The following is a 22,977-nucleotide window of genomic DNA, read 5'->3' on the forward strand; positions in this document are numbered from 1 at the left end:
AACCTCATGAAAAGAATGGTAGAAAAACCACCATACCCTTACAAAGAATTTTATTTATCATACGCCTAGTTCAATAATTCTATTTTCAGGTTTATTGATTCTGGGTCTGTATTCCTTTGTTTCCAAAGAAGAGAATAAAAAGGCCAGGCTCTTGGAAATGGTACAGGCATATGCGGATGCCATGATTGAAAAAGGTAGGGATAACTATGGTGATTTGCAATCGCCACTATTTGCAGCAGCACTTGACAGGTTCGGAATGACCCTTGGATCAATAGAAAATTTTAGTGAGATTCAGGGTGTTCGTAAAAGTGACAGGTCTCTGGGGGGTGCCAATCCTCAAGAGGATCGATCCCTGTATGCCATCCTATACGAGCTGACTGAAATTACCGCTGATGAAAATGAATTGCAAAAACCCGACGCCTTTGCAAAAGTGGTGGAGCATATGATCAATACCTATCAATTGACAGGAGCGGAAAAGTATCTCAGGCGGGCGGATTACTTTGCCTGGTTAGGGATCGATTTATTTCTTGCAGATGGAAATCCGCTGCCAATGGCCACCAATCAACACGATCATTATGAAGCCATCACAGGAGGGCCTGATTTTATGTATGCCCTTTTGCATCTATACCAAAAGTACTAAATGTTACCACCGTAGCAGGTCATTTATGCAGGCCAGGGTGCTTTTTCCGAAATCAGTTTTTTCTCTACCAGTTCTTCCCAAAAGGCCTGAGGTATTTTCACTTTCATTGCCGCCACATTGGCCTTCGCCTGGTCCGGATACCGGGTCCCGGGAATCACGGCAGAAACCACCGAAGGGGCCGCAGAAAACTGCAAGGCAGCGGCGATAAGGTCGATTCCGTGCCGTTTGGCGATTTCCGTCATTTGTCGCCGCTTTTCCTTAAAGCCTTCCGGCATTTCTCCCCAGTAATTGTACCGGTCTATGCCAGCCAGGAAACCGGCATTCAGGGGAGCACCTACCACGATGTCCACTCCTTTTTCTTCACAAGGGGGAAACAAACGGTCAAGAGCATCCTCATGGTACATTAACGAATATTGGGTTGCTGAAAGACATACGTCGGGATCCGCCACTTTAAGGGTTTCCAGTATAGGTTCTATGCGATTCACTCCCAGGCCCCAACCTTTGATCAATCCCTCCTCCTTCATTTTGGTCAGTTCGGGCATGGCACCTTTGGCTGCCACTTTGAAATATTCCATCCAATTGTCCTTCATATCTCCATTTTCAGGAGAAAGGTCGTGGATAAAAACAATATCCAGACTGTTGATGCCCATTCTTTGCAAGCTGTCCTCTATAGACCTGCGCACCCCTGAAGCACTGTAGTCGTACTCATAATCAAAAGGAGAGGCCTTTTTCCAGGAGTTGTTTGTTGGTGCGCCCTTGGTCGCTTTTAATATCCTGCCGACCTTTGTGGCCAGTACATAATCTTCTCGTTTTTGATTGTGTAGAAAACGCCCAAAACGTCGTTCGCTTAAACCCAATCCATACCAGGGAGAAGTGTCAAAAAACCGGACGCCGGCCTCCCAGGCACCTTCTAATGCCAATTGTGCCTGCTCATCCGTGGTCGGTCTGAAACCATTGCCTATGGCTACGCCTCCAAGGCCAAAGTTGGCTGGTAAATTAACTTTAATTCTATTCATTTTTTCTTTCGTATTCTCTGGGTTGGTAAGTCCAAATCCGGGTAGGTTGGTAGCCATTCCAGCTGTCAAACCAACCTGCAGGGATTTTTGGATAAAATTTCTTCTGCTGTTCATTTGGTTATTTTTTCAATCAGTAAACCTTCCGGTTTTTTGATATTACGGTTCAAGTTAAAACCCAAATCCGTAGGGAAGTAAGGACCTAATGCCGTTTCTTTTCCGATGGAAAATAAATTATTAACCTGTCAAAGTAAAATTACGGTATATGAACTTGCAAGGCAACATTATCTGGACCAAATGCTCACTAACCCACTTTCTTTTCCCAGCAGAGGTAGTGGACTGTTGGGGATGGTACCATCGTCCTTAAAAGTAAATATTTTGTTGGGAACATAAAAATATCATTTTGATTGAGTTGGAAATAATATTGGTATTTACTGACATTTGAGCAATAAACACCAAATTCTTTTTAAATTCATTGATTTGTACGTATTTTAGATGGCAATAAACCCGGATTACTTTACATGTACCAAGAAAATGATTATACAAAGCCTGACCAAAATGCCGATGATGTGGTTTATTGGATGCAAATCACAAATGATGAAAGGGCTGGAATGGAAGCCTTGTATGTAAAATACACACGGGAACTTTTCAGGCTGGGCATGTCCATTAAGGGGGACCGCAGTTTGGTAAAAGATTGCATACAGGAAGTTTTTTTACAAATCTGGCAATACAGACATACCGTAAAAGCCACTGATAATGTTAAACTGTACCTATTTAAATGCCTAAGCAATAAAATTCACAAAGAGGTAGGCAAGGATAAAAAACGGTATGGCCACCTGGACACGGACCTGGAAACAGAAGTGGAGCAGGAGACAGGCGCAGGAGCATCCTTTATGTCTTTAGAAAAAAAAATCAGTCTTAATAATGCCCTTAGTCAAATCCCATCCCGGCAAAAAGAAGTGATCCACCTGCTGTATTATGAAAATCATTCCTATGAAGACATTTCTAAGATCATGGGAATCAATGTGCAATCTGTTTATACACTTGCCTGGAAGGCCCTGGCTAATTTAAAGAAGCGCATGGTATTGGTTTGGTTTTTTTACTTGCTTTTTTAACCCGATTCATTTTCAAATCCACATTTATTCCCTTTTTTATTAGCATAGTATTAATCAAATTCTGTTATACCTATTAGTTCTGAAAAAATAAAATTTTTTCTTCAGGTATAGGATAGATTTTTAAATGTCAAGACTTATGTGGGTGAATTTGTTTTAAAATGGATATTTCCAATTATACCGCAGAGGATTTTGTTTTGGACCCATCATTCAAAAAATGGGTGATGCAACCCAATGCAACATCGAATATTTTTTGGGAGCGATTATTGGCCAAAAATCCTTCCAAATACAATGAAGCCAAAAAAGCGCGTGCACTTATTCTCAGCTTGAACACCAAAAATCAACCCAAACTTTCGGATGCGGAGATTTCGGAGATTTGGAAGCATATTGATTTCAAAATGTCAGCAGCCTATCAGGGGAATGAGTCTATAAAGAAGGATAAAGTTGTCCCTATCAATTCCTACAGCACTTTGGAAAGAGGGGCTTCAAACGGCTCAATCCGTTATAAACCTTTTGCCAAATTCAGTGTCAGGGTAGCCTGTATCCTGGCCATGGCCATTGGCCTGGGCTACCTTTCAGGTTGGCTGGTGTCGACCACAGTTATTCAGGAAGAAAATCCACCCGTGTTGGAATTTGTAGAGCATAAGACCGTGCCAGGGGTAAAATCTCATCTTACCCTGAGTGATGGCTCGCTGGTCATCTTGAATTCCGGGAGTGAATTAAGGTATATTAAGAATTTTGAAAAGGGCAGAAGGGAAGTTCAATTAAGAGGAGAAGCTTTTTTCAGTGTAGCCAGGGATTCCCTGAGGCCCTTTATCGTCAATTCCAGGCAGACCACCACCACTGCTTTGGGCACCAGTTTTAACATCAAGGCCTACGAGGGAGAAACACTGGACGTATCCCTGCTGACCGGAAAGGTAGCCATAAACAGGGATGGGCTTATGGAAGAGCCAATCACTTTACTTCCGGGAGAAGCCTTAAAAATCGATACGGAAAAGGACCGGTTGGAAAAAACAGGCTTTGACCAGGACCTGGTGATGGGATGGACAAAAAAAAGGATCATTTTTCGGGAAACGCCACTGATGGAGGCCATTAGGGTCCTGGAAAATTGGTACGGGGTCCAGATTTCAATAAAAAACAGGCCCCTCAACCAGGTATTGCTTTCGGGAAAATTTCAGGACGAGACCTTGGAAAACGTACTGGAGGGAATGAAGTTTTCGGCAAGATTTGATTTCACAATTGATAAGGAAGATGTAAAAATCATATTTAAAGAATAAGAAAATTTGCCTATGAAATAACCCCAATTTTAAGAAAGGCCGGGAATGCGCCAACATCCCCGACCAAATCAATCTCCGGAAAAACTAGCTAACGGAATTCCGGGGCATGTTTATTCAAAACCATTCATTATAGTTTTAAAACAAACAAAGTAAAGGTATGAAAAATCTTATACTATTACATGTTATACGCATGACCAAACTATTTACCTATGCGTTTCTGATTCAATTCCTTTCTATGAGTTTTCTGTTTGCCTGGAATGGCAATGCACAGATCAAGGATATTGAAGAAGTAATGATCACCTTAACCCTTGAAGATACCAAAATCGAAAAGGCATTTTCCACCATTGAGAAAATGACCGGGTTTAGTTTTGTGTATACAGATAAGGAATTAAAAGGTACTCCAAGGGTCACTACTGCCGGGGGAACCCAGACGGTTTATGACTTATTATCCTTAATTGGCCGGCAAACGGGTTTGTATTTCAAACAGGTTAACCGGAATATTCATGTCAGGAAAGTCCCTCAGCAGGAAAAAGAGTTGGAGCGTGTCGCAAATGTTGAAGCATTGTTGGAGATTAACATAACCGGAAGGGTTACCGATGAGAACGGGGAACCCTTGCCTGGGGCATCTATTACTGTAAGTGGAACCACATCTGGAACTGTAACAGATATTGATGGGAATTATTCTATAACCGTTCCGGAAAATGCAACTTTAGTATTTTCCTATATAGGATATGAATCCAAATCAATAGTTGTTGGGATGCAAAATACTATTAATGTTACATTGGGGGAAGACCAATCTTCATTGGAAGAGGTAGTTGTTACAGGGTATGGCACCCAGGAAAGAGCCAAGGTTACCTCGGCTATTTCTGAAGTAAATACCTCTGAGTTAAAAAGTTTACCATTATCTCAACCAGGTCAACTTCTACAAGGGAGAGCATCTGGAATAACTGTTAGAGACAATAACGGAGCTCCAGGGTCAACTCCCAGTATTCAAGTTCGGGGCCTTAGTTCAATCAATGCCGGTGTATCTCCCCTTGTTGTAATTGACGGAAACCCAGTGGGTGATATTCCATCCAGTTTAAGCGCAAACGATATTGAAAAAATCACTGTACTTAAAGATGCGGCATCTACTTCAATTTATGGTGCCAGAGGTTCCAATGGAGTAGTTTTGATAGAAACTGTTAGAGCTAAAGAAGCTCAGGGCCAGGTTGAGTATACAGTAAGTGGGGGATATAACTATCTCCCTCAAAATTGGAGGCCTACCTTTTTAAATGCACAGCAGTATGCACAATATAACGTGGAGCGAATTCAGGAATTGAATGCTCGAAATAATACATCCAATCCAGTTCCTCAAATTTACCTCGATGTTTTGGCTGATCCCAATTATGGTCCAGGAACGAATTGGCAGGATGAAGTTTTTCAGGAGGGTTCAGATGCCCGGTTTCAGAGCCATAATCTTACTTATCGAGGCGGAAATGAAAAGCTTAGAGGCGCTGTTTCAGCTGGCTACTTGGATCAGGATGGATTATTGCCCAACACCAATTTCAAACGATATTCGCTAAGGACAAATGTTGATGGTAAATTTAATGATTGGTTGAGTGCGGGAGCCAATTTATCTGTTTCACACACTGAAAGTAATGAAACGCCTGAATTGGGACCAAGAGGGATTTCTATGACAGCTATGACCTTAAGCCCGTTGAAATCACCCTATGATGAAAACGGTGAACTTGTTCCATATATTGATGGAGATTCTCCCGGATATTTTTCATTCGCTAATCCATTGTTTAAGTCTAAAGTTACTAAAGATCAAACCATAAGTCGAGACATTTATGCCGGGATGAATTTAGATATTAAAATCATTGAAGGATTACATTTCAGACCACGGGTTTATAGTAGGTTATTGACCACTACTAATAATGTATTTATCCCAACCACTGTGGGACGTCCTGCGATTGGCAATGGTGGAAGGCCTCCACTAACCAACAGTGCCTCGAACGTAAATTATGATATTACAAATTGGGGATTTGATAATCTCTTAAGTTATGATAGAATGATAGGCATGCATTCATTTGGCACATTATTAGGGTATACTTCACAGAAACAATCAGGGGAAATGTCCTCCATCAATGCCTCCAATTTTCCCAACGACAATAACATCAATTTCCTGGAAGCGTCTCAGGTATCAGCTGCAGTTACAGATCGTAGCAATTGGGCGCTTGCAGCCTTTTTTGGAAGGTTAAATTATGACTTTAATGGTAAATATCTTGCTGAAGTGAATTTCAGACGAGAAGGGTCTTCCAGATTTGGAGCTAAAAACAAATATGGGAATTTTCCTTCTGCCTCTGTCGGTTGGAGAGTTTCAGAAGAAAGTTTTTACCCCAAAGATTTTTTTATTAACGAGTTGAAGATCAGGTCAAGTTATGGAATTACCGGCAATAGTGCCATTGGTGATTTTGACCAATATGGCCAAATCTTATCTATTCCTAATTTGAATAACTTGAACAACAACTACAACTATGTCTTAAACAGCGCAATAGTTACCGGAAAAGCCCTTGCGTCACTTGGTTCAGAAAATTTGAAATGGGAAACATCTAAGCAATTTGATATTGGACTATCATTAGGGTTTTTAGATGATCAATTCGGGCTAAAAGTGGACTACTATGAAAAAACCACTGAGGATATGTTATTTAATGTTTCAGTGCCACAGGCTTCGGGTTTTTCATCCAGTAGAATCAACATTGGGGAAATGCTTAACAAGGGATGGGATTTTGAGGCTGTAGGAACCCACCAGGTTAACGCTTTTAGGTGGAATGGTAATCTAAACGTTTCATTACTTCGAAATGTGGTCACCTCCATGCCGGAACAGATTGAAAGGATTACTATCGGAGATAATATTACGGAGGAAGGATTACCTGTAGGATCTTTGTGGGGATATCAAATAGATGGTATTTTCAATACCGAGGAACAACTGGATAACCCTGATCTATATGGATATCCTGGTGCTAAGGATTTCGGAGCATATATCTATAGAGATGTAAACAATGATGGAATTATTAATGCTCAAGATAAAACCAATATTGGTAATCCGCATCCCCGAACTGTTATTGGATTTAATAATCAATTTATCTATAAAAATCTTTCACTTTCTATATTAATGACCGGCTCATTTGGCTATCAGATAGCCAATGCACTTTATGAAGCATCGTATAATGAAGTTGGAAGATGGAATGTAGATGAGGCATTCCTGACACGATGGAAGTCTCCCGAAAACCCGGGAGCTGGACGTATTCCTGCTATTTACTATCCGGGACAACACTTTGTGTCAAATGTATATGTGGAGAACGGTGATCACCTATGGATAAAAAATGTAACTCTTGGCTACCAATTACCTCCATCATTAATCGATAAAACTGAATTTATTTCCAATGTTCGGTTTACACTAAGTGCTCAAAACTTATTTAAGATTACTAATTATACAGGTTATAATCCAGAGGTAAGTCAAAACGGTGGTACACCAAGCAGAATTGGTGTCGACAATTTTGCATACCCTGTACCCAGAACCATTACAATAGGTGCTAGTATAACGCTTTGATCATTTATTAATAAAATTCAATTAATCATGAAAAAATATACTATTAAATCGAATATACAAACAATAAGGTTTTTTGTACTTGCCTTACTATTTGGTTCTGGTTGTAGTGAAGATTTCTTAACCGTTACACCCAATCATTATACTACTGAGGCTGACTTTTATCAAACAGATGATGATTTTATTCAGGCAACAAATGCTGTATATGGAGACCTTCAAACTTTTACTTTGAGTGCACATGTTTTACAGGAGGGTAGATCTGATAATACAACTTATGACAATGAGAACGATCAGGGATCATTGGGGGGAGCTGCCCAACTTGGTTTTTTAGATCAGTTTAAAGAAACTTCCGATGCCAATTCCATTGCCGGTCCATGGAACAGTATTTATAATGCCATAAAGGATTGTAATGTACCCCTATTCCATTTGGAAACAGCAGATATCAATCCGGATTTGGCGCAGCGATTAGAAGGTGAATTGAGGTTTTTCAGGGCCTACTTTCATTTTATTGCGGTTCAATACTGGGGGGATGTTCCATTGCTTTTAGAACCTATAACCACAGCGGAACAAGCATTTTCCATTGAACGGAGCCCTGTTTCTGAAGTTTACCAGTCTATTATTACAGACGTTCAATTCGCAATTTCCGCATTAGATCCAAGTTATACCGGAAGCAACAGCGGGCGTGTTACCAGTTATGCAGCTAAAATGTTATTGGCAAAAGTATATATGACAAGTACCGATAATCGCGATTACAGCTTGGCTCAAAGAGAACTGGAAGATATAGTGAATTCCGATCTTTTTGAAATTCTTCCCAACTATGCGGATCTTTTTGATCCGGCCATGAAAAATAGTAAGGAGTCAATATTTGAAGTGCAGTATTTAGATGGCACAGCTGGAGAGGCTAGTAATTTTATTTATCAATTTGCACCGGTAGGTTCCGGAGGGACTGTTTTTCTTGGGCCAGGTAATGGTGGAGGTAGAAATATTCCCACTTTGGATATGGTCAATGCGTATGAAGTTAATGATTTTAGAAAAGATGTTTCAATCGGATTTTTTGACAGGGGATCGCTTTCAGTACCTTATGTGAAGAAATACGACAATGATGTTGATCCGGATTTTGCTACTACACCGGATAACTGGCCAATTTATCGGTATGCAGATGCACTCCTCTTATTGGCTGAAGCCATCAATGAGCAGGCATATGATACCGGATTGCCTTTTACCTATTTAAATGAAATCAGATCCAGGGCCAACTTGCCTGACCTAACACCTACAGATTTACCAGATCAGGATGCTTTTCGCACTGCAATAGCCCATGAAAGAAGGGTTGAATTGGCCTTTGAAAATCATCGATGGTTTGATCTTTTGAGAACTGGCAAGGCGATAGAAGTGATGTCAGCCTATGGCCAGGTGGAATTAGCTAATCCAACAACACCTCCGCCAAATTTTCTTCCCTATGATGAAACCTGCTGGGTGATGACGCCAAATAAATTATTGTATCAAATACCAAGCGGGGAACTGAATTTAGCTCCATTTATCGATCAGAATCCAACTGACTAATCAAATAGAAAGCTTGAAAACCAGACAAAGAATTAATTTCCGGCTAATCTGAAATCAGCAGGTTAAGTTTGACATAAATGATAGGATTACTGGTTTCAGTATTGCAGATAAAAGTAGAAATGAGTTCAATTGAAAGTTTAAAATTCACAAGAAATGATGGCACAGCACTTATCCATATTGAAAAAATACCTAATGATTTGTTGCTTTCTTATGCTGAGTATGTGTACTCAAAATAGTAATCAAGCTTCTGAAAAATCAACAAAACCTAATATAATATATATTCTTGCAGATCAACTACGGGCCCAGGCTGTGGGCTACAGTGGAGACCCAAATGCAGATACCCCAAACCTGGATCGGCTAGCGGCCAGTGCAATTAATTTTAAAAATGCAGTGGCTGTAAGTCCTGTATGTACTCCATACCGAGCGGCACTCATGACGGGTCGTTTTCCACTGAGTACAGGAATGTTTATGAATGATTTGTACTTGCCAAGTGAGGAACTTTGCATGGCTGAAATCTTTAAGGAAGCAGGATATAAAACAGGATACATTGGGAAATGGCATCTGGACGGGCATGGTAGGGAAAGTTTTATTCCTAAAAACCGCCGCCAAGGGTTTGAGTATTGGAAAGCACTGGAATGTACACACGATTATAACAATTCTTTTTATTATGCGAATGAGGACACTACAAAGCTTAAGTGGGAAGGTTATGATGCCTATGCTCAGACCAAAGATGCTCAAGATTACATCCGGACCACTTCTACCGATGAGCAACCATTTCTACTTATGATATCCTATGGTATACCACATTTTCCGCACCATACAGCGCCTGCTGAATTAAAAGAAAAATATCCTTTAGATTCCATAAAACTCCGTCCTAATGTGCCTGAATGGAGGCAAGATGAAGCTCGAAAAGAGGCTCAGGGTTATTATGCCCATATCCTGGCACTGGACCTTTGTATAGGTAATTTAATGAAGACGCTTGAGGAGACAGGTCAAGCAGAAAATACAATAGTAGTTTTTACAGCAGACCATGGAGAAATGCTGGGTTCACAAGGTGAGCCATCCAAAGAGAAACAGCGTCCCTGGGATGAGTCTATTCGTGTTCCTTTTCTAATTAGCTATCCAGCTATTTACGGGAAAGAAGGGTATGAGGTCAATGCACCAATTAATACGCCCGATATCCTACCAACTTTGTTATCCATGTCAGGAGTAGCCATACCCAAATCAATTGAGGGAGAAGACCTTACAGATTTTATCTCAAATAACAACATGGAGGATGATCGGGCTGCTTTGATAATGAGCGTTTATCCGTTTGCCGGCTACCACGAAGGGATCCCTTATAGAGGCATAAGAACGGCACGCTATACCTATGTACGAAACCAGGACCAACCATGGCTAATGTATGATAATTTGAAAGACCCTTATCAGATGGAGAATTTGGTTAACAATTTAAATTACCGGGACATTCAAAGTAAACTTGATGAAACACTCCAGGCCAAACTTAAAGAGAGGGGTGATATGTTTCTACCCAAAGAACAATATTTAAGCATTTGGGGCTATGAAGTGAACACCGAAAGGGGGCATGAAATTCCCTATAAAAATTATGAGACCAAAGTGCAAAGTCCGGGATTCAAAAATAATTAACTTAGGTTTGATGTATTGATTTACCCATCCTTGGAGCATTTTTTGTTCCTGTTTGTTTAAAAGTTCAATAAATTTAACAATTGATACCTGTCGTTAGCCTCATTGCCTGACCACATTATTTTCGTGATTCTGCTAAACCTACCATCAGACTAATAGGTTGATCACAGTATGGGACCGATACTAATTGGAAATGAAATTTAAAAATAGTTTATTATAATCAGATATGATAAAAGTCGGACTATTTGGAATTGGACTTGACACCTACTGGTCACAATTTGAGGGATTGCTCGACAATCTTAATGGGTACCAGGAACAAATTAAAACTAAAATAATTGGCTTTGGATTGGAAGTGGTAGATGCCGGAATGGTAGATACTCCAGAAAAAGCACGCAAAGCGGCTGACTTGCTAAAGAAGGAGGATGTAGAAATTGTTTTTCTGTATGTTTCAACTTATGCTTTGTCGTCAACCGTATTACCCATAGCGCAAAAAGTAAAGGCACCAATCGTTATTTTAAATCTTCAACCTGTTCCCCAATTAGATTACGAAAAGTTTAATGCCCTTAATGACCGTGGAAAAATGACCGGTGTCTGGTTGGAACATTGTCAATCTTGTTCAGTGCCGGAAATTGCAAGTGTGTTTAACCGGTCTGGAATCCAATACGATTTTGTGACAGGATATTTAAATGATGAACAAGCCTGGTCGGAAATAAAAGTGTGGACGGAGGCGGCATGCGTTGCTGCGAAAATGAGAAACAATCGGCTTGGAGTTCTTGGGCATTACTACGGTGGAATGTTGGATGTATATACCGACCTGACAAAACAAAGCACTGTATTCGGCACGCACATCGAATTGCTGGAAATGTGTGAAGTAAAAAAATTCCGGGATGAAGCTTTAGAAGGGGAAGTGCTTTCAAAAATAGAAGAATTTACAAACTCTTTTGAGGTCTCAACTGAGTGTGAGAAAAGTGAGATTGAAAGGGCAGCGAGAACATCAGTAGCACTAGATAAGTTAGTAGAAACCCACACTCTTGGTGCACTTGCATACTACTATGAAGGCGAATCCGGAAACGATTACGAAAATATAGTTACATCGGTAATAGCTGGCAATACCCTATTAACCGGGAAAAACATTCCTGTAGCGGGAGAATGTGAGGTAAAAAATGCACAGGCCATGAAAATAATGGCTGAATTTGGTGCAGGAGGCTCCTTTTCTGAATTCTACCTGATGGATTTTAAAGATGACGCCATCTATCTGGGTCACGATGGTCCTGCACATCCCGCCATTGCCGAGGAAAAAGTAAAATTGGTTCCACTGCCCGTTTATCATGGCAAGCCCGGGAAAGGTTTATCCATTCAAATGAACGTTAAAAACGGACCGGTGACTTTACTCTCTGTGGTGGAAGGAACAGAAGGTTTGTTTTTTTTAACTGCAGAAGGGGAATCAGTTGCGGGGCCTGTATTGCAAATCGGAAATACCAATAGCCGCTATAAATTCCCTATTGGTGCTAAAATGTTTATGAATCAATGGTCGAAACGGGGCCCAGCACATCATTGTGCTATTGGACTTGGGCATATTGCTGACAAAATTGAAAAATTGGGTCAAATATTGAATATCGACGTGGTAAAAATTTGTTAATTATTACAGCAAAGTTTTGAATACTAGGAAAAAAAATCAGAATAAATGTGGAAAAATAGTAAAGGTTTCCGGACACATTAAAGTAAAATTTACTGGCGTATTTTGAAGTCATTTATTAATATTAAAAATTTGCTCACGAAATATTTGCAATTTGGAATCATAAAAGATGTAGGTATTACCGAGGTAAAAATAAATGGACAAGACAAAGGCATCGTCTGGACATCGCCATTTCTGGTAGAAATTAGCGATGCACAACAAAAAGGCGACAATATCCTTGAAATTAAAGTGGTGAATTCATGGTACAATCGTGTAGCAGGTGACCAGATTTTACCCAATAAAAAGAAATTCACCTCCACCAACATCGATTTGAAACATGATTATAGAGGCAGACCGATTGACGAAATACCATTGGAACCATCAGGTTTATTGGGGCCGGTTACTATTTTAGAGGCAGAAGTATTCTAGTGTCAATGCAAGCCTAAACCTATGTAAATAGTATGTCTTTGAGCTATTTCAGCCGTACAAAAAGCCTCAGATCACCCAGGCTATGCTTGTTTTTTGTACCTTAACCAAATTCAAAATTCACTAATCAATGCAAGCAATTTTTGGAATAATTTTCCACTCAATAGGTGGATTTTCCGCAGGTAGTTTTTACATGCCATTTGATAAAGTAAAAGGTTGGGCTTGGGAAAGTTACTGGATCGTAGGAGGTCTTTTTTCATGGATAATAGTGCCTCCTCTGGCGGCTTGGCTTACAGTTCCTGATTTTATGGAAATTATCAGTAGTTCTTCAATGAGTATTATTTATCTTACTTTTTTCATGGGTGTTTTGTGGGGCATTGGAGGATTAACTTACGGCCTGGGAATAAGGTACCTGGGCATGTCTTTGGGTAGTTCCGTCGTTTTGGGTTTTACAGCAGCTTTTGGGGCCTTGGTTCCATCAATATATTACAATTTATACCCTGCTGTTGGGAAAGTTTCATTTACTGATATGATAAACAGTACCGGAGGCCGTTTGGTATTATTAGGTGTCCTTCTTTGCCTGACAGGTATTGCTGTCTCGGGAAAGGCTGGTATGATGAAAGAACGGGAACTATCGGAAGAACAGAAAAGAAAAAGTATAAAGGATTTTAGCCTGGTGAAAGGATTGATAATTGCCATTATTTCCGGTATTCTCAGTGCATTTTTCAACTATGGAATTGAGGCTGGAAAACCTTTGGCAAATGCCGCTGTGGCGGCAGGGTTTAACCCGCTTTATCAAAACAATGTTAGTTTTGTAGTAATTTTGTGGGGAGGTTTTGCCACCAACTTTATTTGGACAACATTTTTGAGCTTAAAAAACCGTACACATAAAGATTTTTTGAATAAAACAACTTCCTTATTTAATAATTATATGTTTGCAGCAATTGCGGGAACTATCTGGTTTTTACAGTTCTTTTTTTACGGAATGGGCGAAAGTAAACTAGGTAATGGTGCAAGTTCATGGATACTCCATATGTCAACCATAATCTTAACTGCTAATTTTTGGGGCTTTTACCGAAAAGAGTGGAAAGAAACTTCAGCAAAAACCAAGTGGACCATAGCATCAGGAATTGTTATCATTATTTTGTCGGTATTCATAGTAGGGATTGGAAATTTTAAAGAAACATTACCTTTGGTCCATTCCTTTACAGGAAACCAATTTCAATGGTGCCATTGATTCGGCAACAGACCAAAACCCCAGTTATTGATAATTGTAGCAGACCTTCCAGGTTTTTGAAGCTTGAAGGTCTGCGTTATACAAACCCAAGATAAGATGAAACGAAGAGAAATGATCGCCAGAATTGGGGCGATATCAGTAGGACTGACCGCCCCGCAGCTTACAAAAGGGGAAATGCTGGCAGCACCATATACCATCAAAAAGCAAAACATTGAAACCGAAATTTTGATTGTCGGAGGGGGAACTGCCGGCGTTGTGGCAGCCATACAAGCCAGAAGAGCAGGAGCCAAAACCACCCTGATAGAAAGTGGTAGCCAATTGGGAGGGACGACTAGCACCGGAGGGGTGTCCTTCCCCGGGATATTCCATGCCTGGGGGAGGCAGATTATCGGAGGAATAGGATGGGAGCTGGTACATCCTTGAAATAACCAACCATTTTAAAAGTGCATCATTGATTGTATGGGGTCTTTTTCTATGGAGTTGCGGGGACAAAAATGGGGTATATTATTTTTTCTATTTTCATCCAGCTGTTTTCAAGTTTTTTTTAATTAAAAAATTATGTATTATTAACCGGAGAATCCAAAAACATTTAACCCACATATAGCATGACTTTTCAAAAAATAAGGACATCACCCTACCATGCTAAGGGGAGTGAAAAAAATGATCCTTTTAGAAAAGCAGCATATAAAAAGGAAGATCAGGCATTGTGGAATTCCTTTAAGGCTGGAGAGGAAGCGGCATTTATCCACATTTACAGTGCCTATGCCAATATCCTGTACAATTACGGGTGTCAGTTCACCTCTGATCATGAGATAGTAAAAGATTGCCTCCAGGATTTTTTTGTTTATTTGAGGGAAAAAAGGTCCGGACTGGGAAATACTTCTTCCATCAAGTTTTATCTGATGAAATCCTTTAAAAGAAGAGTGATTCATGATCTGGAAAAAATCAAACAGGAAAATAGAAATAATGAAAATTTCAACTATTTTCAATTCCCTGTTGAGTTGTCCCATGAGGCGATATATATCCAGAACCAAATGGAAGAGGATCAGCTTTTGAACCTGGAGCAGGCCCTTAAATCTTTGGAAAGTAAGGAAAGGGAAGCCATATATTATTTTTATTATGAAGGGTTTTCCTATGAACAAATAGCTGATATTTTCGATTTTTCACACACTTCATCCGCAAGAAGATTAATCTATAAAGGCTTGGCCAATATTAGAAAAATCATGATGTCTTTTATTGTCGGCCAAATGATAATCCTTTATTTTAATTCCTCCAATTAAAAAAAATCATTTTTTTTTTTTAAAAGCCGGTATCATTTCCCGTTTCTTCCCCTTATACTATTAAACAAGCTACTACTGTGAAGGAAGAAAAACCGGATATTTTCAGTTTTTTAATTTCCAATAAGGATTTCAGGGATTGGGTATTAAAACCCAATGAAGAAAATGCTTATTTCTGGGAGAAATGGATGGAGGAAAACCTGGTGCATTTAAAGGAAGTATATAAGGCAAGGGAATTTATAGAAAGACTGGATTTTAAACAGGAAAGCCTTTCTGAAGAGGAGCTGAATTTGCTTTTGGGTAAAATTATTGCCAGGGAGCCTATCCATTCCAACTCCTTTCCACCACAAAGGGGATATTTTCCCATTTGGCAAAAACAATGGTTCCGTATTGCTGCCATTTTGGTATTGATGGTTTTATCTTCTGTCCTTATGGAAGAAATTTTCAGAAATCAGATTATCCCTGCTGAGAGTGTAGGGATCGAATGGAAAGAATTTCACAATCCAAGAGGAAAAAAATCAAAGATCACCCTACCGGATGGCACTTTGGTTCATTTGAACCATGAAAGTACGCTCAGGTTTCCCAAGAAATTTTTGGGTACATCCAGGAGTGTGGAATTGACGGGTGAGGCTTTTTTTGAAGTGGTACCCAATGATACCTTGCCTTTTATTGTACAAGCTGGCGGGCTGAAAGCAGAAGTGTTGGGTACTTCTTTCAATATTCAATCCTTTGATTATAACCCTTCTTCATCCATATCCCTGGTTACCGGAAAAGTAAGGGTGAGTTTTCAAGAGCATCAGGATCTCGATAATGAAATATTAATACCAGGGGAACAGCTTAATTTTGACAAGCATCAAAAGAAAGCCTTTAGGTCAAAATTTGATAGGGAGGCCGTTACTGCCTGGAAAGACGGTATTTTGATATTCAGGGATTCGGGATTCGAAAACTTCATCAAACAATTGGAGCGATGGTATGGGGTGGATTTCCAGGTATATGGAAACACAAAGCAGAAATGGAAAGTAAACGGCCGCTATCAGGACCAGAAATTAGATGATATCCTGATCGGATTGAAGTTTGTCTATGATATCGACTACAAAATACAAGGTAAAAACGTAATCCTAAAAGTTAATTAGCATGAGGAAAATATCAATTGGAAGGTCAAATCATCAAAATATAAAATTGTAAACCTGTTTCTCCTACTGGACCGTCCGGAATTCAGTGAATTGCTTCAATTAACAATCTATTAATATCTTTAAACCCATAATTATGGAAAAATTCTTACAGTTCCTACGCACCAAAATAGGGAAACCCTTATTTGGTATGATCACGCTCCTCCTCTTGACGAGCGTTGGATTCTCTCAGGTTAATCTTGCATCCGTTGGTGAATTTACCTTTTCCAGGACACAGTATCAGTTGGATGAACCTATCGATATTGAACTGGTAAATGCCAATATCCGGGAAGTATTATATGTAATAGAAAGAAAATCAGGCTTTAAGTTGGTATATGACAAGTCCATCCTAAGCAATAAGGCTTCATTTACCATGGAAGCGCAGAAAATTTCTTTATATGAATTTCTACAGAGAATTTCTTCCCAATCGGCATTGAGGTTTAAGCAGGTAAACAACAACCTCAATGTGACAATGGTAGAGAGAGCAGAGGAAATACCAAAGTCACAGGACGATATTACCGTGACGGGATCAGTGGTAGATGAAAATGGTAATCCCCTTCCGGGTGCTACGATTACAGTGGAAAACACCTCGATAGGCACAGTTTCGGACATAGATGGTAATTTCTCTATAGAGGTCGATGAAGGAGTTGTTTTGGTAGTGTCTTTTATTGGATACCAGACCAAAAGGATAACAGTTACCAATCAATCCCGCATTGATATTCAGATGGAGCTGGACGAATCCGCCCTTGAAGAGGTGGTAGTAGTAGGCTATGGTACGGTAAAAAAGAGTGATTTGACCGGAGCCGTTTCTCAGGTGAAATCAGAAGAAATCAATGCTTTTCCAACTTCCAATGTGATGCAAGCCCTTTCCGGAAGGGCTGCTGGGGTTCAGGTGATCCAGAATACCGGAGCTCCGGGAGGTGGAATTAGTGTTCGTATTAGAGGTACCAATTCCATTCAGGGAGGAAATGAGCCTTTATATGTTATTGATGGCTTTCCATTTTCTGGAAACCCTACAAATTTGAATAATTTTGATATTGAAAGTATTGAGGTACTTAAAGATGCCTCGGCTACTGCCATATATGGTTCCAGAGGTGCCAATGGAGTTGTTTTAATAACCACTAAAGGAGGTAAAGAAGGTACAACCAAGGTAGATTTTGAATCAAGCTACAGCATCCAATCACTGCGCAAAAGGCTGAATCTTATGAATGGCCGTGAATATGCGGAGCTACAAAATATGCAGGCATCCAATGATAACATCCCACCCTATTTCACACAGGAGGAGCTGGCTGATTTCGGAGAAGGATATGATTGGCAAGATTTGGTGTTTCAAAACGCTCCTATCCTCAATACATCATTAAATATAAGTGGAGGGAATAGTAAAACGCAATATGCTATTTCAGGGAGCTACTTTGGACAGGAAGGGATAATCAAAGGAAGCGATTATAACCGATACTCCATTCGGACCAACATAACACATAAAATTAGTGAAAAGATCAAAATCGATTTTAACAACACCCTAACCCACTTGAAAACGGAAAGGAGAGATAGTGGTGGAGGACATCGAGGTACTTCTATGATCGGTTCTTCCATAATGGCGGCACCAATATCCCAACCCTATAACGAGGATGGTTCTTATAATGTATTGGCAAATGAGTTTCCTTTTGTAGCTCCTGATATCATTAACCCTTTAAATTTCATTAATGAACAGCACAATGAAATCAAGGCCAATGTAGTTTTATCTAATCTGGCCTTTGTATACCAGCCTACAAAGGAACTGACCTTAAGGATATCAGGAGGTATTGAAAATAGGGATGATAGAGAAGATAGCTACACAACCAGAAATTTTTTCAATTCTCCGGGGAGGGCAAGCGTAAATACTGGGCAGTTTAGAAGCCTATTGAGTGAAAATACCCTAAGTTACAACAAGACAATTGCTGATAGGCACCAGATAAATTCAGTGATTGGATTTACCTTCCAAGACTTTCTAAATACTTCTTTGGGTGCGAGTGGTGTTGGTTTTTTAAGTGATGCATTTGAGACCTACAGTCTCGGATCTGCAGAAACACCTGGAATTCCAGGTAGTGGGTACTCCTATTCGGCATTGCTTTCCTATTTGGGGAGAGTTAATTACACCTATGATAATAAATACCTTTTCACTGTGAGCTTCAGATCGGATGGTTCTTCCAGGTATAGTCCAGGGAATAAATGGGGTTACTTCCCTTCAGGAGCTGTGGCGTGGAGAATTTCGGAAGAAGATTTCATCTCCACCTCCTCCGTCCTATCTGACCTGAAGCTTAGAGCAAGCTGGGGGATGACAGGTAGCCAGGCAATCAGTCCCTATGCAACGCTCAATCAGTTGAGTCCTGGCCGAACCATATTTGGCAACCAGCTTTACAATACCTTCGCCCCAAGTACGGTGCTTCCCGGTGACTTGAAATGGGAAACTACAGAGCAATTGGATATCGGTTTGGATGTGGGTTTGTTGGACGATAGAATCATTTTTAATGCGGATTATTACATCAAAAACACAAGAGATTTGTTGAATACAGTTCGATTACCAAGCTCTATGGGTTTTACTACTACCGTGCAGAATGTTGGCCAGGTGCAGAATAAAGGCGTAGAGTTTGGTGTAGATGCCAAGGTCCTGACAGGTCAGTTTAAGTGGGACCTTTATGGTAATATTGCTTTCAACAGAAATAGGGTCATCAGTTTACACAATGGAGAAGATATTTTAGGAGCATTTGTGAATGTACTGGTGGTGGGCGATAACTTGACCATTTTAAGGGAAGGCAGACCAATTGGGCAATTTTATGGATACGTAGAAGATGGTTACAATGAGAATGGTCAAATCAAATTCGTTGATTTAAATAATGATGGTAATATTAACGATAATGATAAAACCTATATTGGTGACCCCAACCCTCGATTCATATATGGGTTGAATTCAAGCATGACTTATAATAATTTTGAATTTCGTTTTTTCATCCAGGGAACACATGGAAATGATATATTCAATGTTAGTTCCATTCCAAGTACGCTTGATTTTGGCCAGGGATTAAATATGCCAAGAGAAGTTTTTTATGATCACTGGAGCCCCGAAAACCCAAATGCCAAGTACCCAAGGATTAGTAGAAATACTGCTGCCAGGGTATCTGACAGGTTTGTGGAAGATGGTTCTTTTTTAAGGTTTAGAAATATTGAGTTAGCGTATAGTTTGCCATTGGGTAATTTTGGAAGCAATACCTTTAAACGCGCTCAGATTTATATAAGTGCCCAAAACTTCATTACCCTGACCAATTATTCCTGGTGGGACCCCGAAGTGAATTCCAGGGGAGCAGGTACCCAGCAAGGAATAGATCATTACAGTTACCCAATTCCAAAATCATTTACCACTGGAGTTAGACTGGGGTTTTGATACCAATTAGACCTTATTTTGAAAAAAAATATTTGAAATCATGAAATCTTACCATACATATTTAGTGAAATTTGGCTTGATTCTTTCCTTTGGGGGACTGTTGGCCTGCGAAGAATTGCTAATTGAGGAGCCTAAGACTGTGGCAGTTGAGGTGTTTTACAATACTGCTGAAGAGGTGGAAACGGCTGTAAATGCCATTTATTCACCCTTAAGAAGTACCAGAGCGGAGCAAATCGCCATTTTGGACGCTCATACAGATTGGGGATACGGAAGGGGCAGTAGGGCTCAATACAATGATTTTGCCGGCCTAAACCCTACAAATATCAATACGGCAGGATCTAGATGGGATTCGTTTTATCAGGCCATCAGAAACGCAAATCTCGTAATTGCCAATGCTCCTGAGGGCGACAATATTAGTCAGGAAAATATTGATCTGTATGTTGCCGAAGCAAAATTCCTGAGAGCCCTAAGTTATTTTGACCTGGTGCGCAATTGGGCCGGAGTTCCTCTTCGAACCGAAGAAACCATGTTGGAAATAGATTTGCCGAGAAGTTCTGAACAGGAAGTGTATGAGTTGATTTTGGCGGATTTGCTGGATGCCGAAAGTCATCTTCCGGAAAATCCCAAAGACCTGGGAAGACCTACCGTTTATGCAGCTAAAACACTTTTAGCGGATGTATATCTTTTTCTGGAAAGGTATGAGGATGCCAGAAACAAGGCATTGGAAGTTATCCAGTCAAACAAGTATTCCCTGGTTCCCATAACAAACAAAGAAGATATTCAGTTAAATATTTTTGGTCCGGAACTAATGACAAGTTCCGAGGAAATATTTTACTTTAAATATGCCAGGGAATTGGGGCAAGGGAATTGGATGCTTTTTGTGCTTAACCATCCCAGTACGGGTTATTTTAATTTCGGGGGAGCATATGCCCATTACAGTGATGCCACGAACCCATTCTATGCAGAATGGGAAGACGGTGATATCAGAAAGGAACTCTGGGATCAGATTGACTTTGGATTAGGACCAACTACATTAGTCAGTAGTAAGTATGTGGACCCCAATGCGGTAGACCGGTTAGGTGCCGGTAATGACTTGCCGATTTACAGGTATGCCGAAGTGTTGTTGATCTTTGCAGAAGCAGAAGCCAGGTCAGCAGGTACTGTAGGACAAGATGCAATTGATGCCTTGAATCAAGTCAAAAGGAGAGCTTATGGATTTTCCACCCAAAGTCCTTCTCCGGTAGACTACCAGTTTAACCAGAATGAAGTTGAAGCTTTCCTGGATGCTGTTTTGCAGGAAAGGGCCTATGAATTCCAATTTGAAGGGAAAAGGTGGTTGGATTTGAAGAGAACCGGTAGAGCCCAGGAAATGATCCTTAAAAACAAGGGATTGGAAATTGCGGAGGCACATTACCTTTGGCCCATTCCTTTGCAGGAAACCAATTTCAATGGTGCCATTGATCCGGCAACAGACCAAAACCCCGGCTATTGATTATTATAGCAAACCTGCCAGGTTTTCAAAACCTGGCAGGCCTTTATACTAACCCAATAAAAGATGAAAAGAAGAGAAATGATTGCCAGGATGGGAGCGATATCAGTAGGACTGACCGCTCCACAACTTTCCAAAGGGGATGTACTGGCAGCACCCTATACCATCAAAAAGCAAAAAATTGAAACCGATATTTTGATTGTCGGAGGGGGGACTGCAGGAGTTGTGGCAGCCATACAAGCCGGAAGAGCAGGAGCCAAAACCACCCTGATTGAAAGCGGCAGCCAATTGGGAGGGACCACTACCACCGGAGGGGTATCCTTCCCCGGGATATTTCATGCCTGGGGAAAGCAGATTATCGGGGGAATTGGATGGGAGCTGGTGATGGAAGCGGTAAAACTAAACGATGATATCCTGCCCAATTTCTCCATCATTCCCAACAATGATACCATTCGTCATTGGAGGCATCAGGTAACGGTAAATAAAGCCCTATATGCCCTGCTGGCAGAGGAAAAGTGCACGGAAGCTGGAGTGGATATTCACTTTTATGAAGCGCCTACAACCATTAATTTCACCAATGGAAAATGGACGGTTAAAACAGTCGGAAAAGGAGTTGCCAATGAAATCATTTGTGATCAGATCATCGATTGTTCCGGTAATGCCGCCGCCGCCTCAATTGCTGGATTTGACCTATTGAGAGAGAAAGATACACAACCAGGGTCCTTTATCTTTCGGATTGGGGGGTACGATTTCGATTCGCTGGACCTTTCCAAAATACCGAAGGAATACCATGGTAGACTTAGACAAAATATGCTCATCAACGATGAGGTGAAGGTGGAATCCTCAGTGAATAATTTTCCTCCTACTGTGCCCTATAATTATGTCTATGTGCATGGGGCCGACTCGTCAACTGCAGCATTACATACCCAAGCGAACATGGAGGGCCGGGCTTCCCTATTAAACCTGATAAGGAAATTGAGAACATTTCCGGGATGTGAAAAATTAAAATTAATGGATGCGCAGACTGAAACAGCCGTTCGGGAAACCTACCGGATCGACGGACTTTATAAGGTCACTCATGAGGACTATGTTTCAGGAAAAGTGTTTCCCGATTCCTTGTCTTATTCCTTTTATCCCATTGATTTGCATAGAGATGGGGAATCCATTTATCAGGAATTTCTCAAAGAGGACATTGTGGCCACCATTCCACTCCGGGCATTGATACCCAAGAACAGCCAGAATTTTTTGGTCGCAGGACGTTGTCTGAGTAGTGATCGCCTGGCCAATTCAGCATTGAGGGTTCAGGCATCCTGTATGGGCATGGGACAGGCAGCGGCAGCAGCGGCCGTTTTGGCCATCAAACACAAGGTTACCCCGGCCAAGGTCCCCCTTGATGAGTTGAAAAATATGCTAAAGGTGCATGGAGGTATTGTGCCGGAAGCTTAAACAAAACC

16 protein-coding genes are annotated in these 22,977 nt (G+C 40.6%); 15 read left to right on the plus strand and 1 reads right to left on the minus strand.

Annotated elements, in window-relative coordinates; all coding sequences use genetic code 11:
• The first annotated feature begins 94 nt into the window (after window positions 1-94).
• Window positions 95-640, plus strand: a complete 546-nt coding sequence (locus G9Q97_RS22405; protein WP_166151129.1) for a hypothetical protein — start codon at window positions 95-97, stop codon at window positions 638-640.
• Between the two features lie 23 nt (window positions 641-663).
• Here the strand turns inward: G9Q97_RS22405 and G9Q97_RS22410 are convergent, their stop codons facing one another.
• Complete coding sequence (locus tag G9Q97_RS22410; RefSeq protein ID WP_166151131.1) at window positions 664-1,770, minus strand: aldo/keto reductase; 1,107 nt, start codon at window positions 1,768-1,770, stop codon at window positions 664-666.
• A gap of 404 nt (window positions 1,771-2,174) precedes the next feature.
• On the opposite strand from G9Q97_RS22410, the gene G9Q97_RS22415 reads away from it, so the two are divergent.
• From G9Q97_RS22415 to G9Q97_RS22480, 14 genes are all read left to right on the plus strand, one after another.
• Window positions 2,175-2,768 carry an RNA polymerase sigma factor gene (locus G9Q97_RS22415; protein ID WP_166151133.1) on the plus strand — a complete coding sequence of 198 codons (594 nt, stop codon included), beginning with the start codon at window positions 2,175-2,177 and terminating at the stop codon, window positions 2,766-2,768.
• A gap of 158 nt (window positions 2,769-2,926) precedes the next feature.
• Window positions 2,927-4,042: a FecR family protein gene (locus tag G9Q97_RS22420; protein WP_166151135.1), complete on the plus strand. Its 1,116-nt coding sequence runs from the start codon at window positions 2,927-2,929 to the stop codon at window positions 4,040-4,042.
• 157 nt (window positions 4,043-4,199) lie between these two features.
• Window positions 4,200-7,634, plus strand: a complete 3,435-nt coding sequence (locus G9Q97_RS22425) for a SusC/RagA family TonB-linked outer membrane protein (protein ID WP_166151137.1) — start codon at window positions 4,200-4,202, stop codon at window positions 7,632-7,634.
• 27 nt (window positions 7,635-7,661) lie between these two features.
• Window positions 7,662-9,191, plus strand: a complete 1,530-nt coding sequence (locus G9Q97_RS22430) for a RagB/SusD family nutrient uptake outer membrane protein (RefSeq protein WP_166151139.1) — start codon at window positions 7,662-7,664, stop codon at window positions 9,189-9,191.
• 153 nt (window positions 9,192-9,344) lie between these two features.
• A complete protein-coding gene (locus tag G9Q97_RS22435; RefSeq protein ID WP_246255829.1) occupies window positions 9,345-10,835 on the plus strand; it encodes a sulfatase family protein in 1,491 nt (496 codons plus the stop codon).
• A gap of 349 nt (window positions 10,836-11,184) precedes the next feature.
• A complete protein-coding gene (locus G9Q97_RS22440) occupies window positions 11,185-12,471 on the plus strand; it encodes an L-fucose/L-arabinose isomerase family protein (protein WP_317168805.1) in 1,287 nt (428 codons plus the stop codon).
• A gap of 129 nt (window positions 12,472-12,600) precedes the next feature.
• Window positions 12,601-12,936, plus strand: a complete 336-nt coding sequence (locus tag G9Q97_RS22445) for a glycosylhydrolase-like jelly roll fold domain-containing protein (protein WP_166151143.1) — start codon at window positions 12,601-12,603, stop codon at window positions 12,934-12,936.
• A 127-nt stretch (window positions 12,937-13,063) separates the two neighbouring features.
• Entirely contained in the window at window positions 13,064-14,170 is a 1,107-nt protein-coding gene (gene rhaT, locus G9Q97_RS22450; RefSeq protein ID WP_166151145.1) for an L-rhamnose/proton symporter RhaT, read from the plus strand.
• Window positions 14,171-14,266: 96 nt separating this feature from the next.
• Window positions 14,267-14,593 carry an FAD-dependent oxidoreductase gene (locus G9Q97_RS22455; RefSeq protein ID WP_166151147.1) on the plus strand — a complete coding sequence of 109 codons (327 nt, stop codon included), beginning with the start codon at window positions 14,267-14,269 and terminating at the stop codon, window positions 14,591-14,593.
• A gap of 182 nt (window positions 14,594-14,775) precedes the next feature.
• Window positions 14,776-15,450, plus strand: coding sequence for an RNA polymerase sigma factor (locus G9Q97_RS22460; RefSeq protein ID WP_166151149.1), 675 nt, complete (start codon window positions 14,776-14,778; stop codon window positions 15,448-15,450).
• A 77-nt stretch (window positions 15,451-15,527) separates the two neighbouring features.
• Window positions 15,528-16,580 (plus strand): FecR family protein, encoded by a 1,053-nt coding sequence (locus G9Q97_RS22465; RefSeq protein WP_166151151.1) that lies wholly within the window; start codon window positions 15,528-15,530, stop codon window positions 16,578-16,580.
• 133 nt (window positions 16,581-16,713) lie between these two features.
• Window positions 16,714-20,034: a SusC/RagA family TonB-linked outer membrane protein gene (locus G9Q97_RS22470; RefSeq protein ID WP_246255831.1), complete on the plus strand. Its 3,321-nt coding sequence runs from the start codon at window positions 16,714-16,716 to the stop codon at window positions 20,032-20,034.
• Window positions 20,035-20,074: 40 nt separating this feature from the next.
• Window positions 20,075-21,526, plus strand: a complete 1,452-nt coding sequence (locus G9Q97_RS22475) for a RagB/SusD family nutrient uptake outer membrane protein (RefSeq protein ID WP_166151153.1) — start codon at window positions 20,075-20,077, stop codon at window positions 21,524-21,526.
• 63 nt (window positions 21,527-21,589) lie between these two features.
• Window positions 21,590-22,969 carry an FAD-dependent oxidoreductase gene (locus tag G9Q97_RS22480; protein WP_166151155.1) on the plus strand — a complete coding sequence of 460 codons (1,380 nt, stop codon included), beginning with the start codon at window positions 21,590-21,592 and terminating at the stop codon, window positions 22,967-22,969.
• The last annotated feature ends 8 nt before the right edge of the window (window positions 22,970-22,977 follow it).

Origin of the sequence: Cyclobacterium plantarum, from assembly GCF_011290685.1 — a bacterium.
Lineage (GTDB): Bacteria > Bacteroidota > Bacteroidia > Cytophagales > Cyclobacteriaceae > Cyclobacterium > Cyclobacterium plantarum.

What these genes read in the sequence shown, in the direction of transcription:
- G9Q97_RS22470 (WP_246255831.1), top strand. Translation starts at nt 16,714, where the DNA reads ATGGAAAAATTCTTACAGTTCCTACGCACCAAAATAGGGAAACCCTTA.
- G9Q97_RS22480 (WP_166151155.1), top strand. Translation starts at nt 21,590, where the DNA reads ATGAAAAGAAGAGAAATGATTGCCAGGATGGGAGCGATATCAGTAGGA.
- G9Q97_RS22410 (WP_166151131.1), bottom strand. Translation starts at nt 1,770, where the DNA reads ATGAACAGCAGAAGAAATTTTATCCAAAAATCCCTGCAGGTTGGTTTG.
- G9Q97_RS22420 (WP_166151135.1), top strand. Translation starts at nt 2,927, where the DNA reads ATGGATATTTCCAATTATACCGCAGAGGATTTTGTTTTGGACCCATCA.
- G9Q97_RS22435 (WP_246255829.1), top strand. Translation starts at nt 9,345, where the DNA reads ATGATGGCACAGCACTTATCCATATTGAAAAAATACCTAATGATTTGT.
- rhaT (WP_166151145.1), top strand. Translation starts at nt 13,064, where the DNA reads ATGCAAGCAATTTTTGGAATAATTTTCCACTCAATAGGTGGATTTTCC.
- G9Q97_RS22415 (WP_166151133.1), top strand. Translation starts at nt 2,175, where the DNA reads ATGTACCAAGAAAATGATTATACAAAGCCTGACCAAAATGCCGATGAT.
- G9Q97_RS22475 (WP_166151153.1), top strand. Translation starts at nt 20,075, where the DNA reads ATGAAATCTTACCATACATATTTAGTGAAATTTGGCTTGATTCTTTCC.
- G9Q97_RS22460 (WP_166151149.1), top strand. Translation starts at nt 14,776, where the DNA reads ATGACTTTTCAAAAAATAAGGACATCACCCTACCATGCTAAGGGGAGT.
- G9Q97_RS22425 (WP_166151137.1), top strand. Translation starts at nt 4,200, where the DNA reads ATGAAAAATCTTATACTATTACATGTTATACGCATGACCAAACTATTT.
- G9Q97_RS22430 (WP_166151139.1), top strand. Translation starts at nt 7,662, where the DNA reads ATGAAAAAATATACTATTAAATCGAATATACAAACAATAAGGTTTTTT.
- G9Q97_RS22455 (WP_166151147.1), top strand. Translation starts at nt 14,267, where the DNA reads ATGAAACGAAGAGAAATGATCGCCAGAATTGGGGCGATATCAGTAGGA.